Origin of the sequence: Arthrobacter sp. Bi26 (assembly GCF_918697925.1) — a bacterium.
Taxonomy (GTDB): Bacteria; Actinomycetota; Actinomycetes; order Actinomycetales; family Micrococcaceae; genus Arthrobacter.
This window is the reverse complement of sequence record NZ_CAKKMF010000004.1, coordinates 62,872-79,373: the sequence shown is the minus strand read 5'-3', so window position 1 is coordinate 79,373 and position 16,502 is coordinate 62,872. Positions and strand designations below refer to the sequence as shown.

7 protein-coding genes are annotated in these 16,502 nt (G+C 61.6%); 3 read left to right on the top strand and 4 right to left on the bottom strand.

Features of this window, described 5'->3' with window-relative positions; translation table 11 throughout:
* Nucleotides 1-1,434: 1,434 nt before the first annotated feature.
* Genes LQV16_RS01890 through LQV16_RS01880 form a run of 3 tightly spaced genes read left to right on the top strand, consistent with a single transcriptional unit; the run spans nucleotide 1,435 to nucleotide 9,094 of the window.
* Nucleotides 1,435-4,239 (top strand): S8 family serine peptidase, encoded by a 2,805-nt coding sequence (locus LQV16_RS01890; protein WP_229992247.1) that lies wholly within the window; start codon nucleotides 1,435-1,437, stop codon nucleotides 4,237-4,239.
* Nucleotides 4,236-6,041, top strand: coding sequence for a trypsin-like peptidase domain-containing protein (locus LQV16_RS01885; protein ID WP_229992246.1), 1,806 nt, complete (start codon nucleotides 4,236-4,238; stop codon nucleotides 6,039-6,041). Before LQV16_RS01890 ends, LQV16_RS01885 begins: the two co-directional genes overlap by 4 nt.
* Nucleotides 6,038-9,094, top strand: coding sequence for an ATP-binding protein (locus tag LQV16_RS01880; RefSeq protein WP_229992245.1), 3,057 nt, complete (start codon nucleotides 6,038-6,040; stop codon nucleotides 9,092-9,094). The genes LQV16_RS01885 and LQV16_RS01880 overlap by 4 nt, the downstream gene beginning before the upstream one ends.
* A gap of 554 nt (nucleotides 9,095-9,648) precedes the next feature.
* Here LQV16_RS01880 and LQV16_RS01875 read toward each other — a convergent pair.
* The 4 genes from LQV16_RS01875 to LQV16_RS01860 form a co-directional block, all read right to left on the bottom strand.
* Nucleotides 9,649-10,707, bottom strand: coding sequence for a hypothetical protein (locus tag LQV16_RS01875; protein WP_229992244.1), 1,059 nt, complete (start codon nucleotides 10,705-10,707; stop codon nucleotides 9,649-9,651).
* 665 nt (nucleotides 10,708-11,372) lie between these two features.
* Nucleotides 11,373-11,645, bottom strand: coding sequence for a hypothetical protein (locus tag LQV16_RS01870; protein WP_229992243.1), 273 nt, complete (start codon nucleotides 11,643-11,645; stop codon nucleotides 11,373-11,375).
* A gap of 588 nt (nucleotides 11,646-12,233) precedes the next feature.
* Nucleotides 12,234-14,378, bottom strand: coding sequence for a M66 family metalloprotease (locus tag LQV16_RS01865; protein WP_229992242.1), 2,145 nt, complete (start codon nucleotides 14,376-14,378; stop codon nucleotides 12,234-12,236).
* Nucleotides 14,379-14,902: 524 nt separating this feature from the next.
* A complete protein-coding gene (locus LQV16_RS01860) occupies nucleotides 14,903-15,085 on the bottom strand; it encodes a hypothetical protein (protein WP_229992241.1) in 183 nt (60 codons plus the stop codon).
* Nucleotides 15,086-16,502 lie beyond the last annotated feature (1,417 nt).

The following is a 16,502-nucleotide window of genomic DNA, read 5'->3' as shown; positions in this document are numbered from 1 at the left end:
TGTTGGTGCACTGGGCAAGCCCGCATCCCTTCGAAAAACCCAGAATCGGCAGTTAGCACGTCCTCTTTCGAAACTGCTGGATCGACTCCCGTGTCCAAGCCGTCCCCGGGAACATACCTGCTCGCCGGTGCACTTGACCGTTCCGTCATCTTGAAGTTCAACTAGACGACAGCCGGGCGGGTCGGGTGCCCGATGACGTTTGTGCCGAGTGAGCCGAGGCCTGCGTTCCAAGGACGATCCCAGCGCCTGCCGTCGCGTTCGGGTGTTCGAAGAGGCTACCGTCAAATCGACCCGGGAACAGACTCCGTTGAAGTAGCCGCGCCGGAGTCGATTCGCGTAGCATTATTCGGGCCAACCGGAATGCAGAGGCCGCAGGCCGCATTGGCCGCCGGGCGGGACGTTGAGGGCGCCGGCCATCATCTGCCGGGCACCTGCCCCGCTGCTGACACGGCGGACGCTGTGAAGGTCACCCACAGCGTCCGTTTCAAGGCGTGGAGTCGGATCTGACGCTGAACCTCGCGGTCGATGACCAGCAAACGGTCATACTAGGTTGGCAGCATGTCGTCGGATAGATCCTGTCACCGCACCTCGCCCCGGCGAGAGCCCGGCTTGCCTCGGCAGCCTCCAAAACTTCGAGGGCAGGAGCCCGCGCGCCTGAGCTCGTCCAGATCCGGCCACAACGCTGAGAGACTGCCGTTGGCCTCACGTCGTGTTCAATGCGAGAAGGGCAAGCAAATGCTCAGCCAGAGGGGTCAGACCAACCGTAGTCTCACTATGTCGCAGTCAGAAGTCGCCTAAAAGCTGCCGCAATGATCGCTTCAATTGGCGCCCAGCGGGCCACCCGTGCCGGCACATCTTCACGCCAGGCGCATTGCGCGTGGCGTGATTCTGTCGTAGCCCGAGAAATACATCGTGGTGCGTTATGGCGGCGTTGTTGATCTACGCAGATTCCTTCTCGTGTGGCGCGGTCATGCCGCGCTCTACAATCCAGCGGACTCACGCACCAGTAACGTGGCAGTAACGGCGCATTCAATATCTTGGACAAGGTAATACGGGAGCTTGCAGAAGGGAACCCTGCGATGGCATCCAGCCTTCTCATCCAGAGGATTTTGATTCTGCGCGCGCCAGCCCAGGGCGCTACTCCGGCTCCGTCGACGGGCCGGGACATACGGGGCTCGAATTGGCCCAACAAGATGTCGGCGAACCCGCTCTGAGGATGACAATGGAGAGACAATACCGCCTCACCAGTTCCACAATCGACGCTTTGCGAAAGGAACCCACGGTTCTCAGCGTCGCCCCCGCGACGGGCGTAATGTTCGTCGAACCCGACGATTCAGGTGCTGCACGGTCCGCTCCCCTGATTTGGGGTGTCAAGGTATTACGCGCAGATTCGCTCATGAGCAAGCCCCAGAGACAACGCGACGAGAGTGCGCGATGGAAGGCATAGCCGTCCTCAAGCAGCTCGTATCCGCTCGCGACGCGAACGCAGAAGTCACCGGACTCGACTCGAGTACGCTCCGATTCGTTATCGAATTCGGCCAGGCCGTCGACACCGCGATCGTCGCGCGCGAGGTGGCCGCGCTCGTAGACTTGGGCGTCGACGTCTTCCAGTTCTTTCCGCTGTTCGAGGAATCGGCCGGGAACCACGAGTCCGACTCAGCGGGGACCAACGGCGAATTCGGGGAGTTCTACGTGCTCCAGTTTCCCGGTCTCGAGCGCACGGTCGATGATCGAACTCTCTTCTCGATGTCACACGAGCTGGCGGAGCACCTGAACGCGCGGACGGTCGAGCCGGACCTCGGCACCCGGATCTTCCGAGAGCCCGTTGCCCCGGACCCCGAGCTTGAGGGCGTCGTGAGAGACCTCGCGATCGGCTCCTGTTTCGTGGAGGGCGCCGCGCCGCCGGATCCGTTGTGGGCGCTGGACCGGACTGGCGTGTCCGCGGCGTGGAAAGCGAATCCGGCGCGAGGAGCGGGTATCCGCATCGGGCAACCGGATACGGGTGTGACGTCTCACGTCGAATTGTCGGGTGTCGCACTCAGCGACGGCTTCAACGTCTTCGACGGTTCGTCCGATCCGACGGATCCGCTCGGCGGCGGGGGAAACCCAGGGCACGGTACAGCAACCTCGAGTGTCGTCGTCAGCGGAGCGGCCGGCCGAGTCCGTGGTCCCGCACCCGAAGCGACACTCGTGCCGATCCGGTGCATCGAATCCGTCGTCCTAACCTTCAACGGCGCCGCCGTAGCGAAGGCCATCGAACACGCGCGCCTGCGCGGATGCGACGTCATCACGATGAGCCTCGGTGGCACCCCGAGTCGTGCGATGAAGAAGGCCATCGAGCGCGCGATCGGTGAGGGGATCATTGTGCTTGCTGCCGCGGGGAACTGCGTGAAACTCGTTGTGTACCCGGCCCGATATGATGACGTGATCGCCGTGGCCGGGAGCAACGACGGTAACGTCCCTTGGCGAGGGTCCTGTCGTGGCTCGAGCGTAGACATCACAGCGCCCGCCGAGAACGTCTGGCATGCGATCGCCGGAACGAACGGTAAGGAAGCCGGGGGCGGCCAAGGCACGTCGTTCGCAGTGGCCATCACGGCGGGGGTGGCGGCGCTGTGGCTCTCCCATCACGGGAAGAATGCCGTTATGGACGCCGCGACCGCACGGGGCACGACGGTGCAGCGGCTGTTCCGCGACCTCCTCCTCGCGACGGCACGCACACCGGCGAACTGGGATACAGACGCGTTCGGTGTGGGCATCGTCGATGCCCAGGCACTCCTCGCTCGTGCCCTCGCCGATCCTTTGCCTCCGCTGCCGGAGGGCGGACAAGGCGTGACGCGCACGGAAACGATCGGATTACTGGCCGAGGCGTGGGGAATGGCGGATGCGGGTCGCCTCAGCGACGTCGCCGCGAACCTTCAATTTCAACTCGAACTCAGCTCTTTGGTTCTTGAGGATGCACGGGTGGGCGCCGACGCCCCGGGAGGCGCCGAAAGCATGACTCGACAGGGCATCAGCCCTCAGCTCGCCGCGGCAATCGGCACGACGACCCCGGCGCCGGTGTCAGTACGCCCGACGGGGCGCGCCGATCATATCCAACCGCGGAATCCGGTGATCTTCGTCGCCGCACCCTCTGGGCCTCTCGAAGGCGCCGCCGTCCTCTCGCCCGAGGCCGCGCGTGCGTCGCTTGCCTCGGATCCGGATGCCCCCCTTCGTGCGGTCGAGGAACGACTCGCCCGTGTGCGCGAAGAGCTTGCTGGGACGGAACGGGGCGATCGGCTGGCTCCGCTGCACGACCAACTGCGGCGCGACATAGAGAGTGTCCTCGAAAGATTGCGCGAGGGCGAGTCCGTTCCCGAAGACGTCGGCGAGCAAACCGCGCTCGAGGCCTTGGTGCAGCTCAAGGGTCGACCTTCGCTTCGTGTGGGTGACGACGGAGTCGACCCGAACGACCCTGAACTCGGCGAGTGGGCAGGAGCGATCCTGCTCCAGCCGGCTCTCCCGCAGGTTCAGCGGTCGGTCGGACGCATCGACACGGCCTCTAGGACGCACGCGGGGACCGGTTTTGTCGTCGGCGACGGCCTTGTCATGACCAACCGTCATGTTCTGGAGGAGCTCGCCTTTCCGACGCCGCGGCGTTCCCGCCCGTCCGGATGGGTGCTCAACGGCCGTCCTACAATCAATTTTTCCCCCAAGGGTGTCGACCCATCACGGAGCTTCCGCATTCTCGAGGTCGTGTTCAGCGGTCCGGATGCAACCGACCGGATCGACCTCACGCATCTGGACCTGGCGGTCCTGCGGGTCGAGTCGGTGAGCGCTGGTGGAGCAGCTCTGCCACCACCGTTGAGGCTGTCCGACACGCCCGTCGTCGGCGAGGGCGCGAAGCTCTTTGTGATCGGGTATCCGGCATTACCGACGGTTCTCCCCGGCGACAAGGTCGGCGAGCGCCGCATCGATGTCGTCCGTCGCCTCGCGCAGATTTATGACATGAAGTTCGGCGTGCGATACCTGAGCCCGGGGCTCGTGATGCAGACCCCGACCCAGCTGCTGCCGGACAGCCCTCGCCCTTGGGTGTTCACCCATGATGCGACGTCGCTGGGCGGCAACAGCGGATCCTGCGTCTTGTCGTTCAACCACCAGCTCGACGTCGCTGGGCTTCATTTCGCGGGCGACTGGCTGCGCGCGAATTACGCCCACGCGATCCCCGACGTCAGGGATCAGTTTGCGGAGTTCGTGCCATGAGTCCCCCAGACCCCGCGCCGGAGTCACTCCCCGCCTTCCGGGATCTTGCGTCGCAGATCGCCCGCACGCGGACCGACTTCGGGCGAGTCTACGACGAGATTCGCTCGGGGGTTCCGGACACACGATCGTTTAAGGTGGTGGCTCTCGGCACGACCAGCGACAGCATCGCGTTCGAACGGGCGCTACGGCAGGCGCAACAGGAGGGCTGGTTCACGCCTCTCGCCGAGCGACTAATCCGAGACGACTTCTTTCCAAACAGTTCATCGGCTGTCACCAGTCTGCATGCCGTACTGAGCGCCGCGTTGGGGTTCTCTGATGCGTCGGTGGCAGAGAAGGGTAGCCTGCGGGCGCGAGCCCGGTTGTGTCGCGTGGAGGTGGAAATCGGCGGCCAGGTGGACGCCGTCACGGGTACCGGATTCCTCGTCGGCCCCAGCACCATCCTCACCTCATTCCACGTGGTGTCAGCTCTCGTCGACGAAGCGACCGGGCTGCCGAAACCACGCTCGGACCGCCAGCTCTCCGTCCGGTTCGATCACGCAACCGATCGAACGGAGTCCCGCGTCTATCGGGTGCCCGGGTCCTGGCTGGTCTCCTCGAGTCCGCCGCACCCTTCGGAGGTCAGTCCCAGGAAGGATGGCGGCGTTGAACTGCAGCCGCCGTCGGCCCGCACCACGCTGGATGGCTACCTCGACTACGCGGTCATTGTCGTCGCCGGATCCCCGGGGGCGGAGCGCGGATACTACGACTTGGGCGAGGCAGTCGATCCCGCCGTCGGTGCGGCGATCCACCTCTTCCAGCACCCGATGGGTGTCCAGCAGCGGCGGGCCTCCGGCGCGTTCGGGGGCTTCCGTGCTCCTCCGAGCCGGGAGCGGATCGATCACAGCGCCAACGCGCTGCCCGGGTCATCGGGTGGACTGCTGCTGCTCGACGACGACTTTGCGCTCGTCGGGCTCCACCAAGGTGCGTATGGCGGGCCCAATGTCGTCAACACCGGCATCTCGGCGAAGTCGATCCTCGCGCACATCCGGGCTGCGCGAGCCGACCTGCTTGACGGCCAGTATGCGCAGGCCTACCGCCTGGCAGACGACAGCCGGCCGATCCTGGGACGTGCGAGCTGCCAGGACTGGATCCGGCGTGCGCGCAACCCGCTCGTCCGTGTGAAGCCGGCGCCTATCGGAAAGGGCATCAGCTTTACGGTCGACATCATGCGCGCTTGCCTCTCACAGAGCGAACATCTCATCCATCGATTCAGTGCGAGTGACTTTGACTCGGACGCGATGCGAACCGCTGAAATGCTACTCAGTCGACTCGGTGTGGACGCCGCGGAACTGCCCACAGTCGCGGAAGCGAACTCGACCCGAGGCGTGTGGATCCGTCAATTGGCGACTGCCTTCGCCTCCCGCACGGCAGAGACGCATCGAGGTCACAGGGTCTGGCTCGTCATCGACGATCTGGAGAAGAACGAGCGCGCGATCCCGGACGGTAGTGTGCGTGACTTCCTCTCCGAGCTGTACTCCCAGGCGTCCAGCTTCACGAATCTGCGTATCGTGCTTCTCGGGCTGCGTGATTTCCCCAGCGGGTTCCCCACCGGTTGGGCGGATGACGAGGACATCTCCCCGCCCCAGAAGAGGGATGTCGCGTCCTATGTCCGCTTTCGTCTGACCGATAACGGCAGCGACTATTCCGCGGCGGAGGTCGACCGACTGTCCGCTTTGATCATGTTGACCGGTGGCTCCGACATCACGTCGCTGAGTGACTACGTCGCCGACAAGGTCGACCGAGTCCTTAAGGATGCGAGATGACCCCGACGACCCGCGGGCTCGACGTGCTCGACGACCGCCAGAAGCTCACGGTCGCGGTGTCGACGACGTTCGACCCGCTCCAGTTGCTCCAGGACGAGGTGCAGCCGGGCAAACGCATGGCGCTTCTGGACGGTCTTGCCGCGGTTTGCGACGAGGTGGAAGTCGAGGGCAAGGACTACCGCCAGTGGAGAATGCGCAGCGAAGCTCGGCAGGACGTCCTTCGTTCGCTGACACAGCAGGCGGACTTCGGCCAAGTCGTCGACTCCATCGATGCCCCGCAGGGGGACCTGTTTGCCATGTACCTCCTCGGTGGGCTGCGGGGCGAGGACCTGAGCCGGTTGGTCACTCCCGGCAAAGCTTCGCCGGGTGATGCGGAAATTGTGGATCTCGACCGCCTCCTCAAGGCGGTTCGCCTGCTCGAAGACATCCCCGGCACGCGACCCGCGGTCGGTGACCTCGACCGCACAGTGCGTCGTAGGATTGCTCTTCAGGACGCCGACGACGCGCTCAGAGCGGTCATCCCCGAGCGCCTCATTGGACGTGACAAGGAGTACAAAGACCTCCTGAGCTACCGTGCCATGGAGCTCCCATCCAACACAGAGTGGGTGCCGAGTCTGGTGATCGAAGGGCCGGGCGGAGTGGGGAAGTCTGCGCTTGTGTCGACGTTCGTCTATAACGAGCGCCACGACCCGCACAGCCCGCCCCTAATCTACTTCGACTTCGACCGCGCCGCACTGATCGGCGCAAGACCATCCGACCTGACGCTCGAATTTACCCGGCAACTGGGGCTCGCAGACGATGGGCTCGAACCAATGCTCGCCGAGTTCCGCGAAACATCTCGTGCCCTACTGGGCGGCGAAGCGAACCTCAATATCGATGTCGCCGGGGGCTCGGCCTCGGCCGCACTGCGCGAACTCGGATCGCTCCTTTGGGAGGGCCCGCAACGCGAGGCGTCCGTGACGCTCGTCCTCGACACATTCGAGGAATTGGCGATCCGAGGCGAGACTGCAGTGCGGGACGTGCTGCAATGGGCGGCGGACCTGCGCAGCAAGGCGCGATTGCCGCAGCTACACCTCATCGTCTGCGGCCGTGCCGTATTCCCCGATGCTCGGTCCTTGACCCCCGAAGGCGTCCGGGCGATGTTCAACATGGTTGATACGGTGTCGCTGGGCGACCTCTCCGCACACGACGCCACAGATCTGCTCGAAGAACTCGGGCTCGATCCGGTGACGGCGCGAGAGTTTCCGCCGGTGTTCGGCGGAAACCCGCTCGTCCTCAAGCTCATCCGACGATTCACGACGACCAACGACGACGACGCAGTCGCCCAGCTTTTGGCCGATGGAAAGATCGCACGTCGTGAATCGCCGGCGGCGGAGATCGGCTTGCGATTTGTGTACGAGCGGATCCTGAACCGCATCAGAAACCCTCGCGTTCAAGCTCTGGCATACCCCGGGGTAGTGCTTCGGCGAGTAACTCCGGAGCTCATCCTCGAAGTGCTAGCCCCTGCCTCCTCAATGGCCCTTGACGTCACCACCATCCACGACGCACGGTCGGCTTTCCAGGAACTCGCCGAACACGTCTGGCTCGTGAACCGGATCGGAGATGACACCGTCCAGCACCGTGCGGACGTGCGCCGGCTGCTGGTTCCGGGACTCGAATCCAGTGCCGAGATCGACACCAAGGCGATTCACTTGAGGGCGGCGTTGTACTATGCAAGGCGACCCCCGGGCGTCGACGCAAGTGTTGCTTCGATCGAGGAAATCTATCACCGAGGCTTTATCCAAGACGTCTCGTATGGAATGTCCGAGAGGAAAGCGGACGACATTGTGCGAGCCCTCGGCGAGGACCTCGAGTTCTGGCCGTTAAGCACGCGGGCCAGGGTGAAGAGGCGTGCGAGGGAGGACAACAAGCTCTCGGAGGATGAGATCGCCTCGCTGGACGTCGAGGACCAGTTTGAGTCACGAGGGGCACGACTCTACGCCTCCCGGTCTTCGGGAGACGTAGTCTCCTCCCAATTCGAGGAATCGCAATTGGTCTCGCTCGGCACGAGCGAGACCATCCACGACTCACGGTGGGTGCTGCTGTTCGACCGTGGCGAGTTTTCCTTCATGAGTGATTCGTCCCGCGCGCTGCAGACGATCGACCGCTACTTCGCGTCCCATTACCGGCACACCTCGTTCCGGAACTTCTCGTCCAATCGTCCGACACACGAGCACCCGTGGTTCATCGCGCTGGCCCGGCAGATGCTGGACAGCCGCGACCAGCGGCTACTCTCCGACGACGCCCTCTCCGAGCTGCGTTGGCAATCGGAAGATGCGCAGCGTTACGCCGCCGCCCTCGCCGCAATCGCCGGGGATCGATCGGGGCACATCCGCATAATCGAAAGCGTGCGCACCAGCCTGCAAGGTTTCGTCGACATCACGAGCGTAGACGACGTCCTGATCCTTCAAGCGGCGGCCGCGCGAGGCGACCTCGATGATCTCCCGACCCGGGTGCAGGTCTACTCCTACGATCATTTCCGGCTGTCGCACGTCACCCAGATCGCCGAGGCAGCCGGCGACCCGGATGCCGCCGAGAAGGTTGCGAGTGCCACGCAGCAGTACGCGCGACGGCGGCCGAACACCGGCGATATCAACGCCCTGCGGGCGTCGATGACGAGGCCGTCGGTCGTCGTCCTCGACGTGAAGGGCATCCGAGCGGCGCCGACCCCGCTCACTTTCCTCTACGGAGCGATCAGAACCACCATGGAGCGGCTCGGCCGGAGAGCCCTACTCGAGGTCGTCGGCGGCCTCGAGGAAAAGTCGGTGTTCTGGCCCGCGGACCAGACTGCGAAGACTCTCGATCGGACGCTTACTGCGACCTTCTCGCCCGCCGACCTCACCGGCCTGATCGAGATGGCAGACCGATGCGGACTGCTCACCGACCTGATCGATGCCACCGCGCCGCGGGCCGACACCCAGCTCGCACAGCAACTGACATCCGGGATCAGGCGGCTCGAGAGCCTCCTGTTCCCGTTCGCGAGATCACGGGGGGACCTTCCGAGCTTCCGATAAACACCCGGTGCCTGTAAAGCAGACATAAGCCGTGGAGTACGGCAACCTGATTCAGGACCGTGACACTACCAATCCAAGACCAACCCACCGCGGGCCGACCAGCACGGAACGTCTGCAGTCTCGTTTCGTTGTCAGGGTAGAAGGCCCGGGTCAGCCGACATGTCAATAACCTTCATGGTTCCGTTTCACCAACCAAGGAAGCCGTATACAGTGCGGGCCCTGAATGGGAGCTCACCGTATACATGGCCAACGGGAGCGAGTGGCCACGCCACAAGACGACCGACACCGAAGAACCACCGCGCCCCTCCTGGCGGATCGGCCAACCCGGGAGGCGCCCAGCCGGGTCCCCAAGCATCCGATTGGATGACAGCCGTGTGAAGCCTTCCGGTATTAGCAAGATCATCGGGGCAGCCGTGCTAACGTCTACCGGTATCTCAGTTCGAATGCCGGCTGATGGGGATGCTGAATCCCTTGGCGAAACAGGTGATGGTTCGACTCCGCATTAGAAGCTTGTGAGACAAATGACTGCGGTTTCGGCTAACCGCGAAAAGAAGTCATAAGTTTCCGCCAATCCTTTTCCCTATAAGAACTACACGGCGCGGCCCCGGGACCGCTTCGTCGTAGATAAGGGTCCATTCTTCCCTCCAGGTTCCTGACCTGTTCGGTCTAAATACAATGCGTTCTTCTCTATGTGATCGTGCAGGGATAACTGCTTGATCTGTCGCAGTCCATCGCCACCCGCTATTGGGGTGTGGCGATGGAACACTAATTGAAACTGCACTACCTCCGGTGTTCTCTATTCGTAGAGTAAGTTCCCGGTCTTCCCTTTGTACGGTGCCGAAGTCCAAAGTTTGAGGGAGCGAAATCTCGGCGTTCGACGGGTCTACCCAATACGCCACGATATCTCCGAAGACCGCCGACACTTCATCCGCTTCACATTTCACGTGAAGATTAAAAAACTTAGTACCGTGTCCGCCTCCGAGCTGCGCTACATCGGCGATAGCATTGACCTGAAACTCCGTTCTTAGCTCAAGCGTTGGATTCCAACCTTCTCCTGGCTGAGGTGGAAAGGCGAGTGCTAGGTCCACGTCCCGAGTTTTGTTGTAGAGAGGCGGGCCGTGCTTGAACGGCCACTTGCGCCGGTGGTCGGACGCCGCTGCAAAGCGGTACGCCAGCAGGGTTCGTCCAATGTCGAGATTTCTTCGCTGCGCAAGGTCAAGGATCCAGCCAGAGGGCTTTACTGTCGCCTCAGTTAGGTGGCCAACAAGTAGATCTAGGGGGTGCAGTTCAGGTTTCTCTTCATGTTTCTTATCGTCGACATACACCCCCCGGGCCGTTGCTTTGCCAGGAAGCATGGTTCGCACCCAAGCTTCAACCTGATCTTTCACCGCAAATTGTGGACATACTTCACATGTGATGGTTGGGCCCGGAGTCCTAGCACCAAATCGGTTAACAAAAATATCTTCATAATCGGCATCTGGAATGATATGGACGTTAATGTCACCATCCCAATCGTCAACTGAAATTCTTTGAATACTTCCGACGAGTGTTTCTGCGGGCCTCCTGAAGACCCAATTATATCTATTCAGAATAGGAATTGACAAAGAAGCCATTTCACACCCTCCTTCGGATCATACGTCGGTGGTGCGCTTCACCGTGGGACGTACAAGAATCTGCATCAAGTTATCTGAAAAGGGCTGCTACAACTCTTGCCGACTGAGCCTTCTCAGCTTTTCGAGCACCTTTTACAACAAATTCAGTAAAAAACGGCTTGCGATCCTGTTCCGCGGCATTTATATGTAACTGCTAAGACTTCGCTCGTTCCGGTCTGCTCGACTGAGGCCAATGTCCGGTCCGGCCATAGTCTTCTATCCTGTCGAATTCGAACAGTGACTTTTCGTATCGTAAGTGATCCAAGTCAATGACATTCGCGATGGGTTAGCGAGGCTCTCGCAGATCGTCTCTATTAGCGCGGACTGGCTTCTTGCCCTTGGAAAAGAGACAGTCTGACACCAGGTCCAACGCGGCCCAAGTAGTGAGGAAAGCAATGCACTCGATCGCGAAGCTACCGAACTTGTAGAAAAACGCCGCTATGAAGAAGGAAATTAGGAAGACCGGGAGTTGCTGTAGGACAAGCTGCTGTGCGCTAAGAGATTTGAAAAGCTGAAACATGAATGTGCCTTTCCTATGGCAGGGCTGAATCCCGTTCCATTTGTGAGTTTCCAGCTCAGCGTGACGCTCTAGGCGTTGCTGTAAAACGGACTTCGATTAGATTGCTTTACCAGTCCATCGCCTTCCCCGTTACTATCGCGTTACAGGACAACCATGCACTGCGGTTCGCCGCTGACAACCCCGTGGTCGGCCACACGCTCAGCGTCGGGTGAGCCTGGGCCAGCTTACGGAGCACGTCGATGACGGCGGAATCCACCGTGGTCTTCAGCTTGGCACCGCCACCCTTTGTGAGCCTCAAAGGCACGCTTCGCAACAGAGTCGTCTTGCCTTCCGCATCATCAACGAAAGCGACTTGAGTCGTGTATTGCTGAAATGCCATCTTCCAAAGGGAGGCGTCCGAAGTTCAACGCCGCTAGCAGCCCCTCGAGCTGTGCATTGCAGGCCTCTGCTGCACTGACCTTTGCCGCCACTGAGTGCGAGTTAGCCAAGTTGGTCGATACAGCAGCGACGACGGACATCAGCTCGCTGCCAAACAGAGCACCTGCCAAACTATGGAACTTTGTTCCAACGTCAGTGCTCCTTGGACCCCCGCAGCGAACTTCGGCCTGCCAAATGCTGGGCCCGCTGTAAAGCCCGCAGCCAACGCGCTACCAATCACGCTTGTCGTGGCCAGCCTGTTCCGACGAGGGCGCTCCTGTCGCAGAAACGAAGTCTCGTTGCCTCATCGGCAAGGAATTGCTTCTCAAGGTGGACCTTCGGAATCTGCCCTAAGATGGGGCCAGGCGCCCTTGATTCTGGATCAACGGCTGAGGCTATCTGGCCGATGCTACGAGTTTTGCACGGGTGGGGCGTTCTATTCCGGCACGCCGCGGCCGTGAGCCCGCTGGCTCGTCCGCCGCCGCGGTCTTCAGCTTTGCGGGTCCTCGGTCCCGTCTAGTGACGCGGTGCCTTATGGACGAGATCGGTTTCACACGCCGTCGGTTTCGCCTTCGGCGCCCTGTGGAACCTCGATGGTCGTGAATGTTAGCGATTCCTCGCCTCCACCCACTTCCGACCGCACGAGGAGCGTGATCCTATGCTCGCCCGCTCTCGGTGCCTCGATCCACGCCTCGTTGATGTTCGCCGCTTCCTTGCCGTCGAGCAGCCAGATGAGACCAACAGCATTGTCCCCACGTCGACCTGATATAGCCGCTGACAGTTGCATGGCCTGCCCTGCGATCAGCGATTGCCCTTCAATAGGATGCAGCACGGCAATCTCCGGCATCCGCTCAGGTATTGCCACAGTCACCGGTTGGGAGGTTGCCGTGGCGAAGCCATCATTCGCAAGTACACGCAACTGGACCTCGCCTACTGGCAGCGAAGCTGGGACCAGTTCCAGCTCATTCCCCGTAACACCAGTGGACACGGCATGCCAGCCGCGGCCCCTATCATCGGACCACTGGATCCAGAATTCCGGGTGCTCGCCGGCTTGGGCATCCCAGCGCATCCTGACTGTCCCGTCATCATCCACCGTAGCGTCGAACTGGCGCACTGTGGGTGGCTGATCACCAGCCCGGCGAACCCAGAGTTCTTCGTCATTGTGGCTAATTGTCAGCGCCTCTCCTGGTGCCGCATCCGGCACGAGGGCTTGAAACGGGTAGGAGACTGCGCCGATGTCTCCATCACAGCCACACCCACACCCGCTCCCTCCGTAAGTAGTCAATCGGACAATAGGCGCCTGTGCCAGCACTTCGCCGCCGCTGCCTCGCAAGTACGCAACCAAACCCGTCGTCCGGCCGTCAAGCTGGGTACCTGCCTCCACGCGCGCAACGCTAAGCACTTCTACGCGGTCATCCGGGTGGATGATTCCTGTCAGAGAAATGACACGTTCGGGACGCATGAGAGCCCATCTCCAAGGGTCGGGCGGAGGATCCGGCACGTATTCGGGAATAATGTAGTTCTTCCATTCCAAATAATCATGCACCCAAGGTTCGTCGCGGTCCCAGCGCGGGTCAAGCCGCGGATGCTGGATCAGCCGACCATGCTGGTAGAGAGACATCCACTGAGGGAAGCAGTAGGACATATAGTCCGACGTCGATGCTGGGGGCAAGATATTGCCGTTCGCGATATCTAGGCCGTACTCACCGATCGACGCCGACGGGTACGGCTCGTAGACCGGATAGTTGGGATCGGTTGAACCAGCCGCTCCGCACGGCGTGTGTTGGAAACCATAGCCGTGGCCGATTTCGTGCAGGAGGGTGGTCTGATCCCCGTTCCCTGCGGCTCCGAGACCTCCGACACCGCAGCCAGGTACATTAAGCGGAATGCCGGTTGGCAGTAAGCCGTAATACACGACATCGGCTCGGTTCCCGTCGTTAGTGCGTTGGTTAGTGAGTGCGTTTAGCAGCAGGTTCCAATTAGTGGAGCACCCGCCAGCATTCAGTCGCGGGTCATCCAACGGCCGGTTCCATGCAAGTGTACCCGCGCTTGTGAAGACGCCAGATGACTGCACTGGCATTGCCCGTAGCGCTCGGGCAGCGGTAGCTTGCAGATTGGCGACGGACGGTGCTGCCAAGTTTAGGATTGGCGGCGGTGGCTGGCCGGGTGCGGTGTTGGCGGTGCTGGGGCCGTTGTAGCTGACCAGGATTCCGCGCAGTCGTAGAGTCTGTCGCAAAGTAGCATCCACGGTAATGGTTCTAGTGTCGTGAAGTTGTCCGCTGCTGCTTGTCAGGGTTGCCGTCAGCCTTAGGTTGCCCCAAAAATTGTCCGCTGGCACCGCGAAGTTCAGCGTATTGGCGACGTTACCGCGCTCGGTGGTGTATGCCAGCAGGGATCTGGCCTGCACGTTTCCCGGTGGTAGCGGGTTTAGCGTGGCAACCGTGCTCCAAAGGAAGCCGAGGATACGGCGCTGAACGCGCAGCGTTCCCGTGACCCCATTGATTGGGCTGATGAGGCCGCTGCGGACGTAGACCCGCACCCATGCGGTCTTTCCGGCGACCAAGTGCACAGAGTTGTCGGCGCCGCGATCGCTCGGATCGGAGAGGTGCTGGTCTGCCTTGTAGTGCTGGATTGACTGCGTAACCTCAATGCCAACTGCCCTGACCGACCACAGTTTGAATCGATCGATGACCAAGTCCGTTACTAGGCGCCGCGGCAGGACTTCGATTACGCGCTGAGTATCAATTGAGCTTAGGGAACGCGCCAGCTTGGAGAGCCAACTCTCGTCTGACCTGCCTTGTGAGGCATCCAACTTAGTGTCCGCCATGGGAGTCTGCCTTCATCTTTACGGTTTCTTAAATTTGCAGTCAACGCGACCGCCAGCGACAGTCACAAGGTACCGAGCCCGCGTTACCCCGCCGTTACGGCCCGAAGCCCGAAGCCCATTGCGACTCCCTCAATCAATTTCTAGGAGTCTTCGTGCCAGCAGTTCGGCTTCAAATTTCAGGTGCGGGGATGAAGCAACATTCCCGTTAGGCCCGGCTTGAGTTGGCAACCAAACGCACGACCGGACCCGGCGCAAGTCGACGTCAACTAAATCGCTTAGGGACAGCTCAGCGCCGCCAATGGACCAGCAGCCCCCATCTGCAGGCTCACCCGCAGACTCTCCACGCCCGGCTCTCGCAACAATCCGGCCACCGTGCACAGCAGTGTCCGCCATTAGTTTTCTTTCTGGAATTCGGGCCAAATGGTCCTCAAATTTCTGCCGATGCCGCTGATTTCGTATAAGTAACGCTGAAAATAGGTCCACGGGCGATTTGCTCGCACGCCGGCTTCTTCCTGGTATCCCACTTCGTCGTCGACGCGGGCAGACATCGCGTCATCCCAGATGGTAAGAGCCATTGCGGTCACCGAAGGGCGAGGCGGTGGGGGCTGCGTGCGGCTCTCTGGCGCCAGAGGGAGAGTAGGCGCTCGGTCAACTTCGACAGATTGTTCGGCACCTTGGTTCCCATCGCCCGGTCCAGAGCCAGCCATTTGGTTCGACTTTCCGACGTCGAGCACCTCAGATTTCTTCGCTGCAGAATTTCAGGACAATCAGTTGGGACAAATTGTCGGTTCAGATTCCGTCACCGGAGCCGGCGGGGCGAACGTTTGGACGCATTCCTTTCTACGTCGGATGTCAGGGGTTGGAGGAAGGGGTGACCTCGTCGAGCTACCCGGCGGGATGGATTTCAACTTCTCGCTGCGCCGATCGGTTCGGACCGGGGTGAACGCGGACCTGCCGGTCGAAGGACTGGGGGTGGCCGCCGATGTGAACTACCGAATAACTCGACAGGACGTTCTGGGACAGAACGAGGACCTGATCACCTTCGCCGGATGGGTACTGAGCAACTACACTCGATAACGCGCGATGCCAGCCGCTCGACGGGCTGTTCAATGCCCTCTCCCCTCCGGCATCTCTTCACTTTCATGCGCTTCGAGCTCGGACTGGCCGCGGGGGCTAGGGCTTGCGTCTTCGTTCTAGGTCCACGCGTTGCATACCGGCAGGAGCGGTCAGACTAGGCGGCCCGTACACCGCGTCCCTGCCGCTGTTCCATAGCTCGTCGGTCACCGCGCGGTGGAGGTTCTCAATTCGAATCTGAGTGCGTCCGACCGCAACTGGGCGACATTCAGCAGCACGACCGGCCCGTCCGTGGCGGCTGGCAACAGCTTGGCCACCTTCCGGGGCATCAGGAACCGCTCGAAGCCCGGACGCCTCCGGATTTCGTCCACGACCCGCTGGAAGTCGGCCGCCGCTTCCCGATCAGCGCCAAGGAATGTGCCCACTACCTATCTCGTTTTGCCTTCTGCGTCACCGGCGCGCCGATTCCTGTTACGTATTTGCATGGCGGTCCGTGGCCGCGTGGAACATGAGTGGTGGTCGTCCAGCACCAAGAAGTTCGGGACCCATCCTTGCCGTGCACAAATTGTCCCGGCGCGATCATCGATCTGTCGGGCTTCTATAGCATCCCGGCCGGGCTCGACAACTGGGAACCGATCTGGAAGCGAGGGGAATTCAGCCCGGCCATCGTCGAACCGCGGGTGCTGGAGGTTGTCCGCCTCCACCTGGGCCTCAAGTCGACTGCCTGCGCCCGTTCCCGTGGCGGCCGAAGAAGGGCGCGATGTCCAAGGAATCATCCGACCTCGGTTTTCTTGGCGCGCGCCCTACCCCAGTGGTTCCGCTGCACCGGTTGCGACCACCTCGGACCCATGCCGCGACTCAACTACACGAACAGTCACCCACCCGTCCGGAAACTCGCCCAGTTCACCCACCAGAACT

Bases quoted from the DNA above. Each gene is read 5' to 3' on its own strand.
- LQV16_RS01875 (WP_229992244.1), bottom strand. From the start codon at position 10,707: ATGGCTTCTTTGTCAATTCCTATTCTGAATAGATATAATTGGGTCTTC.
- LQV16_RS01860 (WP_229992241.1), bottom strand. From the start codon at position 15,085: ATGGCTCTTACCATCTGGGATGACGCGATGTCTGCCCGCGTCGACGAC.
- LQV16_RS01885 (WP_229992246.1), top strand. From the start codon at position 4,236: ATGAGTCCCCCAGACCCCGCGCCGGAGTCACTCCCCGCCTTCCGGGAT.
- LQV16_RS01880 (WP_229992245.1), top strand. From the start codon at position 6,038: ATGACCCCGACGACCCGCGGGCTCGACGTGCTCGACGACCGCCAGAAG.
- LQV16_RS01870 (WP_229992243.1), bottom strand. From the start codon at position 11,645: ATGGCATTTCAGCAATACACGACTCAAGTCGCTTTCGTTGATGATGCG.
- LQV16_RS01890 (WP_229992247.1), top strand. From the start codon at position 1,435: ATGGAAGGCATAGCCGTCCTCAAGCAGCTCGTATCCGCTCGCGACGCG.